This window comes from Modestobacter lacusdianchii, from assembly GCF_054177765.1.
Genome location: NZ_JBJJTJ010000002.1, coordinates 55,932 through 74,707, shown reverse-complemented (window position 1 = coordinate 74,707; position 18,776 = coordinate 55,932). Strand labels below are relative to the sequence as shown.

Genomic DNA, 18,776 nt, shown 5'->3' with positions numbered 1-18,776 from the left:
GCGGATCGTCACCTGGGGCCACTGCCGCGCCTGCCGGACGGCGGACTCCCGGCTGACCAACCCGCTGCGCTGGTAGCGGGGCGCGGCCACCCCTCTCCTTGGGGTGAGGGCCGCGCCACAGGAGTCCAGCCCGGACGGTGCCGTCCCGACAACTGACCGGTGACCTCTGGAGTCCTCGCCGCACCGGCGCGGGCCGGAGCCGCACCGGCGACGGGCGGCACGGCCCCCGTCGCCATCGGCCGTCAGCTGCTCCTCGTGCTGGCCCTCGCCGCTCTGACCACCGTCTCCGGGCTCGGCCCCTCGGGCGGCGAACTGCTGCCCGTCGCGCTGAACCTCCTGGTGATCGTCGGCGCGACCGTCGTCATCGCCCGCTCGGCCCGGCGCACGGCCCACCCGGCCGGCTGGCGCTGCTACGCGCTGGCGGTGGCCGTCGGTGGCGGGGGCGCCGCGGGCGCCGCCGTGCTCATGCCCTGGGGCCAGACCGCACTGGGCAGCATCCCCGGGCAGCTGCTCATCGTGCTGGCCATCTCGATGATGTTCGACCGCCGGGCGCTGCGGGCGGCCCGCAGCCAGCTGGCGACCTCGCTGGCCCTCTTCGTCGTCGCCGACCTGCTCGTGGTGCACACCGTCTACCACCTGACCATCGCCGACCGGGGCGTGTTCTCCCTGTCGCAGACGGTCGTCTTCTTCGCGCTCATGCTCAGCATCGGGCTGGCCACCGGCTGCTCGCTGCTGATGATGTCGGTGTCCCGGGCCGCCGGGCGGCGCGTCGCCGGCCTGGTCTTCGCCGCCCAGTGCGTCGCGTCCACCGCCGGTGCGCTCGCCGCCGCCACCTCCGGACCCCAGCCGGCCCAGTACCTGGCCTGCGGGGCCAGCGTGCTCGGGCTCGGCCTGGTCACCGTGGCCTGCCGCGTCGACCTGCCGGCCGGGGACGGTCAGCCCGAGCTGCAGCTGCCCACCGCGTCCACGTTCGGCGCGCTGCTCCCGCACGCCACCGCGATGGCCGGCGGCACCCTGCTGCTGATCAGCGTGCCGATCACCGGCGGGCTCACCGTCTTCGGCAGCGGCCTGGGCGTGGTCGGGCTGGGCCTGCTGGTCGCCCACCAGACGGTCAGCTGGCGCACCCAGCTGCGGCTGACCGCCGACCTGCAGCGCAGCGAGGCGTGGTTCCGCACGCTGGTGCGCAGCAACGCCGACACGGTGCTGATCCTCGACGACCGGCTCGACGTGCAGTGGGTCTCCCCCGCGATCACCGACCTGCTCGGGATGGACCCGCAGGACGTCGTGGGCGGGCCGCTCACCTCCGCCGTCCACCCGGACGACGTCCCCGGGCTGGTCGCCGCGCTGCGCACCCACGACACCGACCCCACCGCGACCAAGACCCGGACGGCCCGGGTGCAGCACGAGGACGGCCGCTGGCGGCTGATCCAGGCCCAGGTGCGCGACCTGCGCAGCGACCCCGACGTGGGCGCGCTGGTGCTCTACTGCCGCGACGTCAGCCGCGACGAACCCGGTCCGGCCGAGCCCGACCTGGCCGTCAGCACCACCGACCCGGCCACCGGCCTGCCCAACCGGTCCGCGCTCACCCAGCGGCTCGCGGCGACCCTGCGCGCACCCGGCGCCCGTCCCGCGTCACTGGTCGTGCTCGGCGTCGACGGGCTGCCCGGCGGTGCGGACGTCGCCGTGCTGCGCGAGCTGACCACCCGGTTCAGCCGGGCGCTGCGCGGCGACGACTGGCTGGCCCGCGCCGGGACCGGCGACTTCGCCGTCCTGGTCGACGGGACGATCGCCGACGCCGAGGTGGTCGCCGGCCGGCTGGTCGCCGCCGTCGAACCGGTCGCCACCCCCGGCGGGACGCTGCGGCTGACCGCTGCGGCCGGCGTCACCCCGCTGCCCGCGGACGTCGACCCGGGTGAGGCGCTGCGCTGGGGCGACCTGGCGCTGCGCAGTGCCCGCGCCGCCGGCCCCGGCCGGGTCCGCCGCCACTCCGACGCGCTGCGGATCACCCAGGACCGCGAGGAGCAGCTGCGCACCGACCTGGACCACGCCCTCGCCGAGGGCCAGCTCCGGCTGGCCTACCAACCCGTCGTCGACCTGGCCCTGCACCGCACCGTCTCGGTCGAGGCGCTGCTGCGCTGGCGGCACCCCACCTACGGGGAGGTCTCCCCGGCCGAGTTCGTGCCGCTGGCCGAGGAGTCGGCGCTGATCACCGAGCTGGGCCGCTGGGTGCTGGCCGAGGCCACCGCCACGGTCGCCGCGCTGCCGCACGCCGAGCTGGGCGTCGCCGTCAACGTCTCGGCCCGGCACGTGCGCAGCGGGGAGCTCGTCGCCGACGTGCTGGCCGCACTGGAGTCCAGCGGCCTGTGCGCCTCCCGGCTGGTCCTGGAGATCACCGAGTCGGTGCTGCTGGACGACGACCACGTGACCGACGACCTCGCGGCGCTGCGCCGGCTGGGCGTGCGGATCGCCGTCGACGACTTCGGCACCGGCTGGTCGTCGCTGGCCTACCTGGTCGGGCTGCCGATCGACGTGCTCAAGATGGACCGCCAGTTCCTGGCCGACGTGGAGACCGACCCGCAGCGCCGGGCGCTGTGCAGCTCGGTGCTGCACCTGGGCACCAGCCTCGGCCTGGCCGTGGTCGTCGAGGGTGTGGAGACCGAGGCCGAGCTGCAGCTGCTGCGCGACATGGGCCACCGGTTCATCCAGGGCTACCTGCTGGCGCGCCCGCTCGACGCCGCCGCGCTGCCCACCCGGCTGCCCGGCCTCCCAGACGTCACCACCGCCGTCGGCCTGCCCGCCCCCCGGCGCGGCGAGGACGGCGACGGGGTGCCCTCGTGAGCGACCCCGCGAGGTCCGCGCGCAGCCGCGCCGTCCGGTCGCCGCTGCTGCTGGCCCTGCTGCTCACCCTGGCCGGCATCGCGGTCACCGTGCCCCTCAGCCCGGCCGGCGCGCTCCCCCAGTGGGACGACCTGGTCCTCGCGGCCGCCGGCATGTGGGCCGCGGTGCACGGCAGGCGGCTGACCCGCCGGCTCCACGGCCGGGACCGGCTGCCGTGGCTGGTGCTCAGCGCGAGCGCGCTGCTCTTCGGCGTGGCCGGCCTGCTCAGCGGGTTCGGCGTCGGCGGCAGCATCGGCCAGGTCGGCACCGGCGAGTGCCTGGTCCTGGTCGCCGCGCTCGGCCCGACGGTGAGCGCCGCGCTGGTCGGCGGCCGGGTGCGTGGCACCCGCTGGCCGGTCCTGGTGGTCGACGGCGCGATGGTGACCGTCGCCCTGGTCATCGTCGCCGACGTGCTGGTGCTCTCCCCCGCGCTCGCCCCCGGCGCGATCAGCCCCGGACTGAAGCCGCTGGTGCTCGCCTACGGCATCTACCCGGCGGTCGCCGTAGGCCTGGTCGGCGCGTTGTGCACCGTCTCCACCGCCGCGGTCCGCCGTCCGGCCACCGCCATGATCGTGATGACCGGCCTGCTCGGCGTCGCCGCCAGCTGCCTCGCCCTCCAGGTGCTGCGGCCCGGCGGGCTGTGGAGCGCGACCGGTGACGTGGCGATCGCCGGCGCGCTCGTGGTCGGCGTCCGGGCCGTGCAGCTGGCCGGCGCCGCGGGCGCGGCCAACGCCGGCAGCGCCCCGGTGGTCAACACCGCCGGGGTGGCCGTCGACGTGCTGGCGCTGGGCGGCGTCCCGGTCACCCTGGTGCTCGCCCTGCTGCTGGACCTGCCCGTCGGCACCGGGGAGGTGGCCTGCACCGCCGCGCTCATCGGGCTGCTGCTGCTGCGGCTGGTGCTGCGCATCCGGGACAGCGGGCGCATCCAGGCCGACCTCGTGCGCAGCGAGGAGGACTTCCGCGAGCTGGTCGAGGCCAGCTCCGACGGCGTGGCGATCGTCGACACCGACCTGCGGCTGGAGTTCACCTCCCCCGCCGCCCGCACCCTGCTCGGGCTCGTCCGCGGCGGCGACCGGCACCCGGTGCTGCTGCACCTCCTGGTCGAGGAGGACCGCGAGCGGGTGCGGGCCGAGCTCAGCGGCCCCGCCGGCCCGGCCGCCCAGGCCGTGCACCTGCGCGTCCCCGTTCCCGGCGCCGAGCCCCGGGAACTGGAGGTCACCCACCACGAGCGGCCCGGCAGCGGCCGGCGGGTGCTGCACCTGCGCGACGCCACCACCCGCCGGCGACGCGAGCGCGAGCTGGAGCGGATGGCCTTCACCGACCACCTCACCCGGCTGCCCAACCGGGCGATGCTCTTCCGCGAGATGGCGGCGCCGGCCGCCGGTGACCGGTCCCTGCTGGTGCTCGACCTGGACGGCTTCAAGGCCGTCAACGACTCCGCCGGCCACGAGTCCGGTGACCTGCTGCTCGTCGAGGTGGCCCGGCGCCTGGGCGGCCTGGTGCGCGCCGACGACCTGGTCGCCCGGCTCGGCGGCGACGAGTTCGCCGTGCTGCTGTCCGGCGCGGAGGACGCCGCCACCGAGGCCGCCCAGCGGGTGGTGGACGTGCTCGCCCGCCCCTACCGGGTCGGCGACCGCACCTTCGGCGTCGGCGCCAGCGTGGGCCTGTGCCGGGTGCACCCCGGGGGCGGGCAGCTCGCCTTCCGCCAGGCCGACGCCGCCCTGCGGGCCGCGAAGGAGGCCGGCAAGGGGTGCTGGCGGATGCACACCGAGGACCGGGTCGCCCAGGCCGCGGCCAGCAGCTCCGTCGCGGCCGCCCTCGCCGACGGCGACGTCCAGCTCCGCTTCGACACCATCGCCAACGGCGACACCGGGATCTTGGCCGCGCTGCACGCCCAGCCCGTCTGGGTGCACCCCGAGCTCGGCGTGCTGCCCGCGGCCGAGCTGTGGGCCGCCGCCGAGCGCCAGGGGCAGACCGCGGCCCTGCAGCGGTGGCTGATCGCCCGGGCCTGCGCCGACGTGGCCGAGCTGGACGACCAGCTGCTGGTCGCCGTCGACCTGCCCGCCGGGCTGGTGCACGCCGACGAGCTGCCCGGCGAGGTGGCCGACGCGCTGGCCGCCGCCGCGCTGGCGCCGCACCGGCTCACCCTCTTCGTCACCGAGGAGGTGCTGCAGACCTCCTCCGCCGCCCTCATCCCGGCGTTGCACACCGTCCACCGCACCGGCGTCCGGATCGGGCTGGACGACTACGGCATGGGCTCCACCCTGTGGTCCCAGCTCGCCCGGCTGCCGCTGGAGGTGGTCATGGTCGACGTCCGCACCCTGTCCGCCGGCGGCGACCGCGACCGCACGCTGGAGCTGCTCGGCGCGATCGGCCGCAGCGCCCGCGGCTTCGAGGTCTCCACCGTGGCGAAGGAGATCGCCTCCTCGCAGCTGCTCCACGACCTGCGCGTGCAGGGCGAGGTCGCCGTCGCGGGCCCGATACTGCCGAGCGGGCTGACCGCCGCGCAGGCCGCCGCCCTGCTGCGGCACCCGTCCTCGGCGGTCGTGGCGCCGCTCCCGGCGGCGCGGCCGCACGCCGGGGTGTCGTGACCGGGCACCCGTGTCCGCCGATACTGGCGCGGTGAGCACACCGGGCCTGCAGTTCCTCGGCCACTCCACCGTCCGGGTGGAGCTGGCCGGGCGCACCGTGCTCACCGACCCGCTGCTCACCCCGCGACTGGGCCCGCTGCGCCGGGTGGTGGCACCGCTGCCCCCGTCGTCCTGGTCCGGGGTCGACCTGGTGGTGGTCTCGCACCTGCACAACGACCACCTGCACCTGCCGTCGCTGCGGCTGCTGGGCCGCGGCACGCCGATCGTCGTGCCCCGCGGTGCCGGGCGCTGGCTGACCCGGCACGGGTTCACCGACGTCACCGAGCTCGGCCCCGGCGAGAGCCTCCGCGACGGCGGGCTCACCGTCACCGCCACCTCCGCCGACCACGCCGCGCACCGCTGGGGCCCCCGGCTCACCCACGGGCCGCACGCCCCCGCGGTCGGCCACCTGCTCAGCGGCGACGGCGTCACCGTCTACGCCGCCGGCGACACCGACCTCTTCCCGGCGATGACCGATCTCGGGGACGACGGCATCGACGTCGCCCTGCTGCCGGTCTGGGGCTGGGGCCCCTCGCTCGGCCCCGGGCACCTCGACCCGGCCGGTGCCGCGGAGGCCGTGCAGCTGCTCCGCCCGCGTGCCGCCGTCCCGGTGCACTGGGGCACCTACGCCGTCACCGGCCTCAGCTCACTGCCCAGCCCGTACCGGGCCCGGATGCGGTCGCTGCTGGTCGAGCCGCCGCGCCGGTTCGCCGCCGCCGTGGCCGCGGCCGCGACCGTGGGAGGCCCGCGGACCCAGGTGCTGCTCACCGCACCGGGCTCACCGGTGGCCCTGCCACCGGTCCCGGCGCCGCCGGACCCGCGATGAGCGTGACCGCGCTGGCGGTGGACTGGACCGACGGCAGCTCGCTGGGCTACCCGGTCGTGTTCGGTGGGGTGCTGCTGGGCTCGATCGTGCCCGTCGTGCCCACCGGCGCGGTCGTCGGCGCCGCGGCCGCGGTCGCGGTCACCACCGACGCCATGTCGCTGCCCGTGGTGCTGCTGCTGGCCACCCTCGGCGCCTTTCTCGGCGACGTGGTCACCTTCGCCATCTGCCGCTCCGGTGGGCCGACCGCCGTCCGCTGGGTCGCCCGCGGCCAGCACGCCGACCGGATCGCGGAGGTGCGGGAGCAGTTCCGCCGGCACGGCTGGCAGATCGTCGTCGTCGGCCGGCTGCTGCCTGCCGGGCGCATCCCCGTGCTGCTCGCCGCCGGCGCCCTGGCCTACCCGTGGCGCCGGCTGCTGCCCGCCTCCCTCGCCGCCGGGGCCGTCTGGGCAGGCGCCTACGCGCTGCTCGGCGTGGTCAGCGGCGGCATCTTCGACTCCCCGCTCATCGCCACCCTGATCGCCACCCTCCTCGTGCTGTTCATCGGTCTGGTCCTGAACCTGGTCTCCGCCCACCGCCGGCGCCCCCCGTCCCCCGGCACCGCCCTCCCACCCGACGACGCGCTCCCGCGCGATAAAGCGCGGCACGACGACGCGCTTTCGCGCGATCAAGCGCGGCACGACGACGCGCTTTCGCGCGATCAAGCGCGGCACGACGACGCGCTTTCGCGCGATCAAGCGCGGCACGACGACGCGCTTTCGCGCGATGAAGCGCGGGAGGGCGGCGCGCTCTCGCGCGCGGAGGCGCCGGACGGCGACGCTGCTGGGCGGTGCGGGCGGCCGTGACCGGGACGACGTCCCCGGGCCGGGTGCTGCGCGGCGGCCGCACGCTCGCCCGGCTGCTGCTCATCTGGGCCGCCGTCACCGGCGCGCTGATCGCGCTGGACGGCTGGCTCACCGGCTTCGCGCTGCGTTCCTGGTGGCAGCCGCCGGTCGCCGCGCTGCTGCTCGGCGTGCTGGTCACGGTGGTGTGGCCGCTCGTGCTGCGGATCGCCCTGCCGGTCGCGCTGTTCACCTTCGGCCTGGGCAGCTTCCTGCTGCTGGGCGCCGGGGTGCTGGCGGTGTTCTACGCGATCCCCGGCGTCGAGGTGCACTCCTTCCGCACCAGCGTCGTCGTGGCCGTCGCGATGGCCGGCGTCGCCGGGGTGATCAGCAGCGTCCTGGCGGTCAACGAGGACGAGGTCTTCTTCCGCCGGGCCCGCCGCCGCGGCCGGCGCGCAACGGACACCGGGGAGTGCCCACCCGGGGTGCTGTTCCTGCAGATCGACGGGCTCGGCCACGACGTCGCCCGGCGGGCGGTGCGCGACGGGTCGATGCCGACCCTGGCCGGCTGGCTGCGGGCCGGCACCCACGAGCTGCGCTCCTGGCACACCGACTGGAGCTCGCAGACCGGCGCCAGCGTGTGCGGCATCCTGCACGGCTCCAACGACGACGTCCTGGGCTTCCGCTGGTACGAGAAGGACCGCGACCGGGTCGTCGCCGTCTCCCACCCGCAGGACGCCGCCGAGGTCGAGCGGCGGCACTCCGACGGCCGTGGCCTGCTCGCCGGGGACGGCGCCGGGCGCGGCAACCTGTTCACCGGCGACGCCCCGCACGTCTCGCTCACCATGAGCTCGCTGGCCGTCGTCGCCCGGGGCTCCCGCCGGGAACGCCGGCACCGCGACCGGATCGGCGCCGGCTACTACGCCTACTTCGCCAACCCGGTGAACGCGCTGCGCACCCTCGGCGTCTCCCTCGTCGACGTGCACCGGGAGCTGGTCGCCGCCGCCCGGCAGCGCCGGGCCGACGTGCGGCCCCGGGTCGCCCGCGGCGGCATCTACCCCCTCGCCCGGCCCGGGACGACGGTCATCGCCCGCGACGTCGTGGTCAACGCCCTGCTCGAGGACATGATGGCCGGCCGCCCGGTGGTCTACGCCGACTTCCTCGGCTACGACGAGGTGGCCCACCACTCCGGCATCGAGCGTTTCGACACCCTCGAGGTGCTGCGCAGCATCGACCAGCAGATCGGCCGGCTCTGGCGGGCCACCCAGCTCGCCCCCCGGCGCTACCACCTGGTGTGCCTGTCCGACCACGGCCAGACCCAGGGCCAGACGTTCGCCGACCGGTTCGGCGAGACCGTCGAGCAGCTGGTCGGCCGGCTCTGCGGCGGCCCCGTCACCCCCGCGCGCCGCCGGTGGCTGGGTCTGCGGGCGGCCGCGCCCGCCCGGGACAGCCGCCGTCCGGCCGAGGCCTGGCAGGTGACCTCCGCCCTCGCCGAGGGCGGCGGGGTGATCGCCCGGCGGCTGCGCGACCGGGTCGCCCGCGCCGAACCGCTCGAGCCGGCCACCCCGGCCGGCGAGCACGGCGCGGTCACCCGGGTGGCCCCCGGCGTGGTCGTCACCGTCTCCGGGCACATGGCGCACGTCTCCTTCACCGACCTCCCCGGCCGGGTGCCACTGGAGACCATCGAGCGCCGCTGGCCGCACCTGCTCCCCGCCCTCGTCGACCACGACGGCGTGGGCTTCCTGCTGGTGCACTCCACCGAGTTCGGCCCGGTGGTGCTCGGCCGCGACGGCCTGCACCGGCTGCGCACCGGCGTGGTCATCGGGAGCGACCCGCTGGCCGCCTACGGCGAGCACGCCGCCGCGCTGGTCACCCGGGCGTCGGGGTTCGCGCACTGCCCGGACGTGGTGATCAACAGCCGGTACGACCCGGAGACCGACGAGGCCTCCCCCTTCGAGCCGCACGTCGGTTCGCACGGCGGTCTGGGCGGGCCGCAGCAGCACGGCATGCTGGTGCACCCGCGTGCCTTCGCCGACCCGGGCGAGATCGTCGGCGCCGAGCACCTGCACCGGGTGCTGCGCGGCTGGCTCCGCGACCTCGGTCACCCCGACCCCGTTCCGGACCAGCCGGCCGCCGTCCTCACCGCCCCCGCCTGACCCGTCGGTCCTCCGCCGAGGCGGGCATCTCGGCGGAGGACCCACGGCCGCGGGGGCGGTCCGGCGGACGTCGTCCGGCGGCTTGCCCGGCCCCGGAGCTGGCCTCACCCTGAGTGGGAGGCAGGTGAAGTTCGTGTGAACGCCGACTCGTCGACGTGCCGGAGGTGGGCGGAGTGCTCGACAGTGGGCTGATGCGACCTGACGCCCGCGCCTGGTTCGAGCACCGCACCACGTCGGCCACCTCCCTGGCCGAGATCGACGTCGACGCCCTGCTCCAGGCCAAGCGCCGGGGCGGGCACCGGATCAGCGTCGTCCTGCCCGCCCGCAACGAGGAGACGACCGTCGGCGTCCTCGTCCGCGACCTGGTCGACCGCTGGGTCGACGGCGTCCCGCTGGTCGACGAGCTCGTCGTCATCGACTCGAACTCCACCGACGCCACCGCCGACGTCGCCCGGGCCGCCGGCGCCGACGTCGTCGCCGCCGGCGACGTGCTGCCCAGCCACGGCGACCGCCCCGGCAAGGGCGAGGCGCTGTGGAAGTCGCTGGCCGCCACCACCGGCGACCTCGTCGTGTTCATGGACTCCGACCTGCTCGGCGACGTCAGCCACTACGTGCCGGGGCTGCTCACCCCGCTGCTCACCGACCCGCGGGTCGACTACGTCAAGGGCTGCTACACCCGCCCGCTCACCGTCGACGGCGAGCACCGCCCGGCCGGCGGGGGCCGGGTCACCGAGCTCACCGCCCGCCCGCTGCTCAACGCGCTGTGGCCCGAGCTCGCCGGCTTCGTCCAGCCGCTCGGCGGGGAGTACGCCGGCCGCCGCTCCGCGCTGGAGCAGGTCCCGTTCGTCTCCGGGTACGGCGTCGAGGTCGGGCTGCTGGTCGACCTGCTGCAGGTGTGCGGGCTCAACGGCCTGGCCCAGGTCGACCTCGGCACCCGCCAGCACTCCCACCAGACCGACGAGGCGCTGGGCAAGATGGCCGGCCAGATCGTCTCCACCGTGCTGGCGCGGGCCGAGCGCGGCCGCCCCGGGCACCGCCGGCTCGAGCCCGGCGGGCTGCTCACCCAGTTCGCCCACGACGGCCGCGGGTTCGTGCCCACCAGCCACACCGTCGCCGTCGACGAGCGCCCGCCGATGGGCGCCGTCGACGAGTACGCCCTGCTGCGCGAGGGCGTCGTCGGCTGACACCGGCGGGAGCATCGCAGGGAGCGCCACCGACCGAGGAGCGGACCGCCGGGGTCAGCCGACCCCGGGTGGTCGTCGGCTGACACCGGCGGGAGCATCGCAGGGAGCGCCACCGACCGAGGAGCGGACCGCCGGGGTCGGCCGACCCCGCGGGCCCCGGCGTCAGGCCAGCGGGGTGTCGTCCAGCGCCGCGCCGAGGTCGCCCGGGGTGTCGTAGAGCGCCACCGCGCCGGCCTCCCGGAGTTCGTCGTCCCCGAACCCACCGGAGCGGACGACGATCGCCGGCATGCCCGCGTTCTTCGCGGCCTCGACGTCCCAGACCGAGTCACCGACGAGCACGCTCGCCGAGTCGGCCGGCATACCGAGCTTCTCCAGCGCGACGCCGAGCAGGTCCGGCGCCGGCTTGGACGCCTCGACGTCCTCGCTGGAGGTGACGGCGTCGGCGATGCCGCGGGCGTCGAGCAGGTCGATGAAGGCGTCGACGTGCTGCGGCTTGCCGGAGCTGGCCAGGACCAGCCGGTGGCCGCGCTCCTTGATCGCCAGCAGCAGGTCACGGGCACCGGGCAGCGGCGAGATCTCCGGCAGCAGCAGGTCGAACTCCTCGACCCAGCGGTCCCGCGCCGCGTCACCGATCCGCGCCTCGACGTCGTCGCCGCCGAGCGCCCCCACCAGCTGGTCGCCGCCCATGCCGATCAGCCGGTGGATGCGCCAGACGGGGAAGGTCTCCCCGCACGCGCGCAGCGCCCGGTACCAGGCCAGGGCGTGCTGGTAGTTGGTGTCGACCAGGGTGCCGTCGACGTCCAGGACGGCGATCGTGGGTTCAGCCATGCCCCCTGCCCTGCCCAGCCGGGCCGCCGGCCACCCCTGAGGGGCCGAAGTCGCGACTTAGACCCCTCAGGAACGGCCATGTCGACGACGTGGCCGCCCGGGGGTCAGCGCCGGTGCTCGAGGACGCCGCGGATGACGGTGCCGTCGCGCTGGTCCTGGTAGCCCTGGTTGACCTCGTCGAGGGCGTACCGCTTGGTGATCAGCTCGGCGACCTGCAGCTTGCCGTCCTCGTAGAGCCGCAGCAGCCGCGGGATGTCCCGGTAGGCGTTGCACATGCCGTACAGCGCGCCCTGCACCCGCTGCTCGTAGACGGTGGTGATGTTGCCCGGCAGCGCGACCGTGGTCTCCATCGTGTGGTCGGCCAGGCCGGTGAGCACCAGCGTGCCGCCCTTGCCCAGGCAGCGGTAGGCGCCGCCGGTGATCTCCGGGCTGGTGGTGCCGGTGGCCAGGACGACGACGTCGGCCCCGGTGCCGCGGGACAGCTCCCGGGCCAGCCCGGCCGCCTCGTCGGTGCTCGCCACGGCGTGCGTGGCCCCGAGCGTCCGGGCGAACTCGCGGCGGAACTCCACCGGGTCGACGGCGACGACGGACGCCGCCCCGGCCATCGCCGCGCCCTGGACGGCGTTGCAGCCGACGCCGCCGGTGCCGACCACGACCACGACGTCCCCCTGGCGCACCGGCCCGGCGTTCACCGCCGACCCCCAGCCGGTGGGCACGCTGCAGGCCATCAGCGCGGCGACGTCCAGCGGCAGGTGCGGCTCGATCCGCACGCAGGAGTGCTCGGAGAGCACCGTGTGCTGCGCGAAGGCGCCGACCATGCAGAAGCCGCCGGCCTCCGCGCCGTCCAGCCGGAACGGCCAGGTGCCGTCGGGCAGCTGGCCGGTGCCGATGGTGGCGCCCAGGTCGCAGAGGTTCGACCGGCCGGTGGCGCACCAGCGGCAGTGCCCGCACGCGGGCAGGAAGGAGGTGACGACGTGGTCGCCCGGCCGGACACCGGTGACGCCGGCCCCCACCGCCTGGACCACGCCGGCGCCCTCGTGACCCCCGACGATCGGGTAGCGCTGGCTCTCGAACCGCAGGTGCTCGTCGGAGTGGCACAGGCCCGCGTACGCCATCTCCACCAGCACCTGCCCCGGACCGGGGTCGACCAGCTCCAGCTCCGCGACCTCCCAGTCGCCGGGACCCCTCAGCACAGCACCGTGCGTCCTCATCCACCGTCTCCCTGTCTCGAGCGTGACGCAGCCCACGCTAGGGGGTGCCCGCACCGGGGTGGCACCCGGTGCCACGGCGGCGGGCGCCCGGGTGCGGCACGATCGTCGGTCGTGAGCCGTGCCGACGTCCCCGCCCCTGTCGACGGCGGGGCGACCACCGACCCGGAGACCTCGGCCTGCCCGGGCTGCGGCGCGGTGCTGGTCGTCGTCCCCGGCCTGGCGACCGACCACGCCGGCGCCTCGCCCAGCTGCGCCGGACTGTTCCGGGTGACCGTCCGCGGGCTCCGGGAGGAGGCGGCCCAGGACGTGCGTTCCGCGGCGCTGCTGCAGCTGGCCACCGACACCTACGACGCCCAGCACGTGCCCGCCGGCGCCCCGGCCACGGCGCCGGTGCGGCTGTGCCCGGAGCTGGAGGGGGCGCCGGACGCACGGCGGACCGGGGTGCCCGACGGCCGGGTGGACGGGGCCGCGCCGCGGTCGCTCACCCCGCCGGCGCGCTGGACGACGACCGTGGCCGACCTGGCCGCCGACCTCGACGTGGTCGACCTGCCGGCGCTGGTGCGCGCCTGGGCCGAGGCGGTCTGGCAGGACTGGGCGCCCGCCCACCAGGAGCTGCGCGCCGCCGCCGATGGCGCGCTGACCAGCTGACATGCACTGCGGCGAACCCCCGGGGTCCTAGGGTTGCCGGTGTGAGTGAGGCCACGGGGGGCCGACGGGAGCGCCGCAAGGCGCAGACCCGGGCCGAGGTACGAGAGACCGCACAGCGGCTGTTCGCCGAACGCGGGTTCGACGCGGTCACCATCGCCGACGTCGCCGCCGCCGCCGACGTCGCGGTGCAGACGGTGTTCAACCACTTCGAGACCAAGGAGGCGCTGTTCTTCGACGGCCGAACCCCCTGGGTCGAGGGGGTCGCCGCCGCCGTGGCCGCCCGGCCGGCGGGCACGGGCCCGCTCCGTGCGCTGTGCCACTACCTCGAGGCCGACCTGTCCGCCCTGCTGGAGCAGGAGGCCCGCCCGGAGAACCGCAGCTACCTGGAGGCGCTGGCCTCCTCGACCAGCCTGCAGGCCCGGGAGCGGACGCTGGTCGAGCAGGCCGGCGAGCTGGTCGCCGGCACGCTGGTCGCCGCCATCGCCCCCGGCGACCCGGCCCCCTCCCCCGCCGTCCAGGTGGTCAGCCGGCTGGCCGCCGACCTGTTCCTGATCACCGGTCGGGTGCTGGTGCTCGACCACCGCCGGCGGGTGCTGGACGGCGCCCCGGCGGAGCTGCGCCGTCCGGTGACCCCCGCCGACGCGCTCACCGCGCTGGAGGACGGCGTCCGGGAGCTGGCCCACCGGCTCGACGTGCCGGTCGACTGACCCGCCGTCAGCCCCCGGACGTGGCCGGGTGGGCCGGTCAGCGACCGGCGGCCGCGTCCGGCTCGGCCAGCGGCAGCAGGACGTCGGCGACCAGCTGCTCCACCTGCGGCGTGCTCATCGGGGCCGCGCCGAAGGCGGTGTACCGCTGCCACCACAGGGCCTGCAGCACCGACCCGAGCAGCGCGACCCGCTCGTGCGACAGCTCGTGGCCGCGGGCGGCCTCCCGGGCGGCGAGCTCGCGCACCGCAGCGGCCAGCGGGCGCACCAGGGCGTCCTCCAGCCCGGCCCGCAGCTCGTCGTCGTGCCGGGCCGCCCCGACCAGGCTGGCCGCGGCCCGCTCGGCGCGGTCCAGCGGGCGCGTCCAGCGGACCAGCAGGCCGCAGAGGTCAGCGCGCAGCGAGCCGCCGTCGGCCGGCACCTCGACCAGCGGCGCGGTGCTCAGCGCGTGCCGGGCGAGCGCGGCCATCGTGGGCCAGCGCCGGTAGATGCCGGCCTTGCCCGCCCGCGCCCGAGCGGCGACCCGGTCGCTGTTGAGCCGACCCCACCCCTCGTCGGCGAGGATGTCCACGGCCACGGACACCAGTTGCTCGGACAGTTCCGAGGACAGGGGGCGCCCCGGAGGGCGAGCGCCGGCGGGGCGCTGGGGGAGCTCGGTGGTCGTCACCGTGCAATCGTGCCCAAGAAAGTGGAGTGACCACAACAACCGCGCGCGTGCACATGCAAGTCACAGGCGCCGGGCAAGGCCCAGGCGCTGCTCAGGCGGAGGCGGCGGGCTCGACGTGCACCTGCAGGCTGGCGCCGTCGTCGCCGGTCCAGCCCTTCTCCCCGGCCCGGGCCACCATGCCGTCGAAGCGCTCGGCCCAGTCGGCGGCGGTCGCCTGTGGCTGCGCGGCGGCGCGCAGCGCGGCGACGTCCAGGAAGCCGGTGTCCGCGTCGCCGAGGCGTCCCATCCCCGCGGCACGCAGGGCACGGTCGACGTCCTCGTCGGTCATCGCCCCCACGGCCAGGTGCAGCCGGGTCAGGTCGTCCACGTCGGCCACCCGCACCTCCGGCGCCTCGTCGGCGCCACCGATCACCTCGACGATCATCCGTCTCCTCCTCCGTCAGACGTGCCAGGGGAAGCGGGAGAAGTCCGCGGGGCGCTTCTCCAGGAAGGAGTCGCGCCCCTCCACCGCCTCCTCGGCCATGTAGGCCAGCCGGGTCGTCTCCCCGGCGAACAGCTGCTGACCGACCAGGCCGTCGTCGATCAGGTTGAACGAGTACTTGAGCATCCGCTGGGCGGTGGGGCTCTTGGCCACGATCCGCCGCCCCCAGTCCAGGGCGGTGGCCTCCAGCTCGGCGTGCGGCACCACCCGGTTGACCATGCCCATGCGGTGCGCCTCCTCGGCGGAGTACTCCTCGCCGAGGAAGAAGACCTCGCGGGCGAACTTCTGCCCCACCTGGCGGGCGAGGTACGCCGAGCCGAAACCGCCGTCGAAGCTGCCCACGTCGGCGTCGGTCTGCTTGAAGCGGGCGTGCTCGGCGCTGGCGAGCGTGAGGTCGGCGACCACGTGCAGGCTGTGCCCACCACCGGCCGCCCAGCCCGGGACGACACAGACGACGACCTTGGGCATGAACCGGATCAGCCGCTGCACCTCCAGGATGTGCAGCCGCCCGTTCGCGCCGTCGCCGGCCTCGTAGCCGTACTTCCCGCGCACCCGCTGGTCGCCGCCGGAGCAGAACGCCCAGCCGCCGTCCTTCTCGCTGGGGCCGTTGCCGGTGAGCAGCACGCAGCCCACGTCGGTGGACAGCCGGGCGTGCTCGAACACGGCCAGCAGCTGGTCGACCGTCTCGGGTCGGAAGGCGTTGCGCACCTCGGGCCGGTCGAGGGCGATCCGGACGACGCCGGCGTCCACCGCCCGGTGGTAGGTGACGTCGGTGAGGCCCGCGAAGCCCTCGACCTCCTGCCAGGCGGTGGGGTCGAAGATCTCCGAGACGTCGGCGCGTGCACTCACGCAGCCGAACCTAGCCGCCGCCCGGGGGGCCCGCTCTCCCGGTGCGGGGCCCGGTCACCCCGCCGCCGACCAGGGGTGCGCGACGCTGGTGCTCTGCTGCCTGGTGGGCAGCAGAGCACCAGCGTCCGCCACCCCACCCTCCCGGCGGGCTGCCGGAGTGGCCGTCCCGGCGGCCGGCGGGCAGTGTCGACGCGGTGCGGGTCGGGACGTTCAACCTCGCCTCCGGCCGGGACGCCGGCGGCCGCTCCGTCGACGCCGCCACCCTGCGGGCCGCGCTGGGCGACGTGGACGTCGACGTGCTCGCCGTCCAGGAGGTGGACGCCGGTCAGCCCCGCTCGCACGGGGTCGACCAGGCCGCCGAGGTCGCCGCCGCGCTGGGCGCTCCCGACTGGCGGCACGCCGCCGCGGTCGCCGGCACCCCGTCCCCGTTCCGCAGCTGGACGCCGGTGGACCCGCCGGTGCTGCGCGGGCCGGGCGAGCCGGTCGACGGCCCGCACTACGGGATCGCGCTGGTCAGCCGGCTGCCGGTGCGCCGCTGGTCGGTGCTCTCCCTCGGTGCGGGGCGGGCCCGGCTGCCGCTGCAGGCCCCCGACCCGCGCACCGGCCGGGTCCGCTGGTGGTGGTTCCCCGACGAGCCGCGGCTGGCGGTCGCCGCCGAGCTCGACGGGTGCACCGTCGTGAGCACGCACCTGTCGTTCGCGCCGCACACCGCGCTCCGCCAGCTGGTGCGGCTGCGGCGGTGGTGCGCCACGCTCCCCGGCCCGGTGCTGCTCGCCGGTGACCTGAACCTGATCGGCCCGGTGCCCGCCGCGGTGTTCGGCGGCCGGCGGCTGGTCGCCGAGCACAGCTACCCGGCCGGCGCACCGCGGGTGCAGTTCGACCACCTGATCGGCCCGGCCGGGCTGGCAGCGAAACGGCCCCGGGTGCGCCCGCTGGCGATCGGCGACCACCGGCTGGCCACGGTCGAGGTCAGCCCGCGCTGAGCACCTCGGCGCGGCGGTCGGTGGCGGGCAGCGCGCGGTCCAGGGCCCGGAAGAGCACCAGGAACACCAGTGCCAGCAGGACGACGAACCCCAGGTTCCCCAGCGCGACGTCGAGCCCGAGGACGCCGACGTCCAGGAAGGGGTAGGGGTACCAGCCGGTGACCGCACCATGCGCCAGCGTGTAGCCGGCGTAGGCCAGCGGCCAGACCAGCGCGGCCAGCACGGTGGCCCCGGTGATCCGCGGCCGCGGGCCCAGCAGCAGCCAGCCGAGCAGGGTGGCCACGGGTGAGACGTAGTGCATCGCCACGTTGGTCCACCACGACAGCCCCTGCAGGTGGATGGTCGGCGCCAGCACCACGGTGTACACCAGCCCGGTGACGGTGATGCCCAGCAGCGCGTCCAGCCGGAGCACCCGCCAGCCGCGGCCGTCCTGGTGGGGGTCGCGGGCCAGGGTGGCGGCCGCGGCGACCACGAGCAGGTTGCTCTGGATGGTGAAGTAGCTCAGGTAGCGGATCACCGGGGTCGCCGAACCGGCGCCGTCGACGGTGCGCACCAGGTCGGTGAGCACTGCCGCGCCCACGACGAGGGCCAGCAGGCCCCACCAGGCCCGGGCGAGGGTGGTGCGCGGATCGGCAGCGGTCACCCCGACATCGTCGGCCGGAGGCACCCCGGACTTCAGGTGAGCAGCGGACGCAGCACCGGCAGGGACGCCGCGAAGCCCGGGTGCAGCTCGGGCAGGGCGTCCAGGCCGAACCAGCCCACGCCCAGGCTCTCCTCGTTCAGCGCCAGCTCCGCCGGGTCCAGCGCGCGGGCCGGCGTGGCCAGCACGGTGGTGTAACGCCAGCCGCCGTGGTCGTCGACCGACTCCCGCCCCAGGACGACGTCGGCGCGGCGCAGCCCCAGCTCCTCCCCCGCCTCCCGCAACGCACCGTCGGACGGGGACTCCTGCGGGTGCAGCGCGCCCCCGGGGGTGCCCCAGGTGCCGCCGTGGTGCGACCACTCGACGCGCAGCTGCAGCAGCACCTCCGGGCCGGTGCCGCCCGGCCGGTGCAGCAGCAGCCCGGCCGCCCCGGCGAGCCCCCAGTGCCGGTGGCCCAGTGCGCAGGTGGTCCAGCCGTCGGTCGGGGAGCGCACGGCCCCAGTCTGCCGTGGGGTTGACCCGCCGCCACCCGGGGCACCGGTCGGGCGGACCGATCCGGACGAGCGAGGAGTGGCTGACGTGGCGAGTGGCGTGGCGAGTGTGTGGGTGCCGGTGGAGGACATGGACCGGGCACGGGCGTTCTACCGGGACACCCTGGGCCTGCGCGAGCAGAAGACCACCGAGGACTGGAGCGAGTTCGAGGCCAACGGCCTGATGATCGGGCTCAACGCGCGGGAGAGCGCCAAGCGCGCCGACGGTGGCGCCGTGCTGACCTTCCAGCCCGACGGGGACCTCGACGCCGAGGTGGCGTCGCTGCGGGACAAGGGGGTGGAGTTCACCGGCGGCATCAGCGACCACCCGTGGGGCCGGATCGCGCCGTTCAAGGACTCCGAGGGCAACGACCTGCAGTTCTACGCCCCGCCGGCCTGAGGCACCGATGCCGAGCGAGGACACCGTGCAGGGGGCGGGCGTGGAGACGGTGCAGCTCCGCCGCTACGTGATGGAGCCGGGCCGGATGGCCGACTTCCTGGCCTGGTTCCCGACGTTGGTGCCGGTGCGGGAGCAGTACGGCTTCCGGCTGCTGTTCGCCCTCGTCGACGACGAGCACGAGACGTTCACCTGGGCGGTCGCGCACGACGGCGACCAGGAGGAGTTCCGCCGGGTGGAGGCCGTGTACAACGACGCGCCCGAACGGGCCCGGGTGTTCGAGACCTTCCCGGCGTGCATCGCCGCCAAGGAGATCGGCTTCGCCACCCCGGCGCTGTGACGGCCTG

The 18,776-nt window shown here is 76.0% G+C and carries 18 protein-coding genes; 11 read left to right on the top strand and 7 right to left on the bottom strand.

The window, feature by feature from the left end; all coding sequences use genetic code 11:
- Positions 1–159: 159 nt before the first annotated feature.
- The 6 genes from ACJTNH_RS01875 (at position 160) to ACJTNH_RS01850 (ending at position 10,491) form a co-directional block, all read left to right on the top strand.
- Positions 160–2,838, top strand: a complete 2,679-nt coding sequence (locus ACJTNH_RS01875) for a putative bifunctional diguanylate cyclase/phosphodiesterase (RefSeq protein WP_458172552.1) — start codon at positions 160–162, stop codon at positions 2,836–2,838.
- Positions 2,835–5,468 carry a diguanylate cyclase domain-containing protein gene (locus ACJTNH_RS01870; RefSeq protein ID WP_458172551.1) on the top strand — a complete coding sequence of 878 codons (2,634 nt, stop codon included), beginning with the start codon at positions 2,835–2,837 and terminating at the stop codon, positions 5,466–5,468. The genes ACJTNH_RS01875 and ACJTNH_RS01870 overlap by 4 nt, the downstream gene beginning before the upstream one ends.
- 31 nt (positions 5,469–5,499) lie before the next feature.
- A complete protein-coding gene (locus ACJTNH_RS01865; RefSeq protein WP_458172550.1) occupies positions 5,500–6,333 on the top strand; it encodes an MBL fold metallo-hydrolase in 834 nt (277 codons plus the stop codon).
- Positions 6,330–7,175, top strand: a complete 846-nt coding sequence (locus ACJTNH_RS01860) for a DedA family protein (protein ID WP_458172549.1) — start codon at positions 6,330–6,332, stop codon at positions 7,173–7,175. The genes ACJTNH_RS01865 and ACJTNH_RS01860 overlap by 4 nt, the downstream gene beginning before the upstream one ends.
- The gene (locus ACJTNH_RS01855) at positions 7,172–9,307 is read left to right on the top strand and encodes a phage holin family protein (RefSeq protein WP_458172548.1); all 2,136 of its coding nucleotides are present in this window, start codon (positions 7,172–7,174) and stop codon (positions 9,305–9,307) included. The genes ACJTNH_RS01860 and ACJTNH_RS01855 overlap by 4 nt, the downstream gene beginning before the upstream one ends.
- 191 nt (positions 9,308–9,498) lie before the next feature.
- Positions 9,499–10,491, top strand: a complete 993-nt coding sequence (locus ACJTNH_RS01850) for a glucosyl-3-phosphoglycerate synthase (RefSeq protein WP_458172547.1) — start codon at positions 9,499–9,501, stop codon at positions 10,489–10,491.
- Positions 10,492–10,653: 162 nt separating this feature from the next.
- Here the strand turns inward: ACJTNH_RS01850 and ACJTNH_RS01845 are convergent, their stop codons facing one another.
- Both ACJTNH_RS01845 and ACJTNH_RS01840 read right to left on the bottom strand, forming a co-directional pair.
- Positions 10,654–11,319, bottom strand: a complete 666-nt coding sequence (locus ACJTNH_RS01845) for an HAD family hydrolase (protein ID WP_458172546.1) — start codon at positions 11,317–11,319, stop codon at positions 10,654–10,656.
- Positions 11,320–11,423: 104 nt separating this feature from the next.
- Positions 11,424–12,530: an NDMA-dependent alcohol dehydrogenase gene (locus tag ACJTNH_RS01840; protein WP_458172545.1), complete on the bottom strand. Its 1,107-nt coding sequence runs from the start codon at positions 12,528–12,530 to the stop codon at positions 11,424–11,426.
- Positions 12,531–12,641: 111 nt separating this feature from the next.
- Between ACJTNH_RS01840 and ACJTNH_RS01835 the strand changes: the two genes are divergently transcribed.
- Together ACJTNH_RS01835 and ACJTNH_RS01830 are read left to right on the top strand one after the other, a co-directional pair.
- The gene (locus ACJTNH_RS01835) at positions 12,642–13,178 is read left to right on the top strand and encodes a DUF5946 family protein (protein ID WP_458172544.1); all 537 of its coding nucleotides are present in this window, start codon (positions 12,642–12,644) and stop codon (positions 13,176–13,178) included.
- Between the two features lie 41 nt (positions 13,179–13,219).
- Positions 13,220–13,885 (top strand): TetR/AcrR family transcriptional regulator, encoded by a 666-nt coding sequence (locus ACJTNH_RS01830; protein ID WP_458172543.1) that lies wholly within the window; start codon positions 13,220–13,222, stop codon positions 13,883–13,885.
- A 37-nt stretch (positions 13,886–13,922) separates the two neighbouring features.
- On the opposite strand, the gene ACJTNH_RS01825 is transcribed toward ACJTNH_RS01830, so the two are convergent.
- The 3 genes from ACJTNH_RS01825 to ACJTNH_RS01815 form a co-directional block, all read right to left on the bottom strand.
- Positions 13,923–14,459, bottom strand: coding sequence for a TetR-like C-terminal domain-containing protein (locus ACJTNH_RS01825; RefSeq protein WP_458172542.1), 537 nt, complete (start codon positions 14,457–14,459; stop codon positions 13,923–13,925).
- Between the two features lie 181 nt (positions 14,460–14,640).
- Positions 14,641–14,973 carry a hypothetical protein gene (locus ACJTNH_RS01820; RefSeq protein WP_458172541.1) on the bottom strand — a complete coding sequence of 111 codons (333 nt, stop codon included), beginning with the start codon at positions 14,971–14,973 and terminating at the stop codon, positions 14,641–14,643.
- A gap of 15 nt (positions 14,974–14,988) precedes the next feature.
- Entirely contained in the window at positions 14,989–15,879 is an 891-nt protein-coding gene (locus tag ACJTNH_RS01815; RefSeq protein WP_458172540.1) for a 1,4-dihydroxy-2-naphthoyl-CoA synthase, read from the bottom strand.
- A 194-nt stretch (positions 15,880–16,073) separates the two neighbouring features.
- On the opposite strand from ACJTNH_RS01815, the gene ACJTNH_RS01810 reads away from it, so the two are divergent.
- On the top strand, positions 16,074–16,862 hold the full coding sequence (locus tag ACJTNH_RS01810; protein ID WP_458172539.1) for an endonuclease/exonuclease/phosphatase family protein: 789 nt from the start codon (positions 16,074–16,076) through the stop codon (positions 16,860–16,862).
- Here ACJTNH_RS01810 and ACJTNH_RS01805 read toward each other — a convergent pair.
- Both ACJTNH_RS01805 and ACJTNH_RS01800 read right to left on the bottom strand, forming a co-directional pair.
- Positions 16,849–17,505: a Pr6Pr family membrane protein gene (locus tag ACJTNH_RS01805; protein WP_458172538.1), complete on the bottom strand. Its 657-nt coding sequence runs from the start codon at positions 17,503–17,505 to the stop codon at positions 16,849–16,851. The two genes, ACJTNH_RS01810 and ACJTNH_RS01805, sit on opposite strands and share 14 nt — an antisense overlap.
- A gap of 32 nt (positions 17,506–17,537) precedes the next feature.
- On the bottom strand, positions 17,538–17,996 hold the full coding sequence (locus ACJTNH_RS01800) for an NUDIX domain-containing protein (protein ID WP_458172537.1): 459 nt from the start codon (positions 17,994–17,996) through the stop codon (positions 17,538–17,540).
- 85 nt (positions 17,997–18,081) lie between these two features.
- Here ACJTNH_RS01800 and ACJTNH_RS01795 point away from each other — a divergent pair, with 85 nt between their 5' ends.
- Together ACJTNH_RS01795 and ACJTNH_RS01790 are read left to right on the top strand one after the other, a co-directional pair.
- Entirely contained in the window at positions 18,082–18,432 is a 351-nt protein-coding gene (locus tag ACJTNH_RS01795) for a VOC family protein (protein WP_458172536.1), read from the top strand.
- Between the two features lie 7 nt (positions 18,433–18,439).
- Positions 18,440–18,769 (top strand): hypothetical protein, encoded by a 330-nt coding sequence (locus tag ACJTNH_RS01790; protein WP_458172535.1) that lies wholly within the window; start codon positions 18,440–18,442, stop codon positions 18,767–18,769.
- Positions 18,770–18,776: the final 7 nt, after the last annotated feature.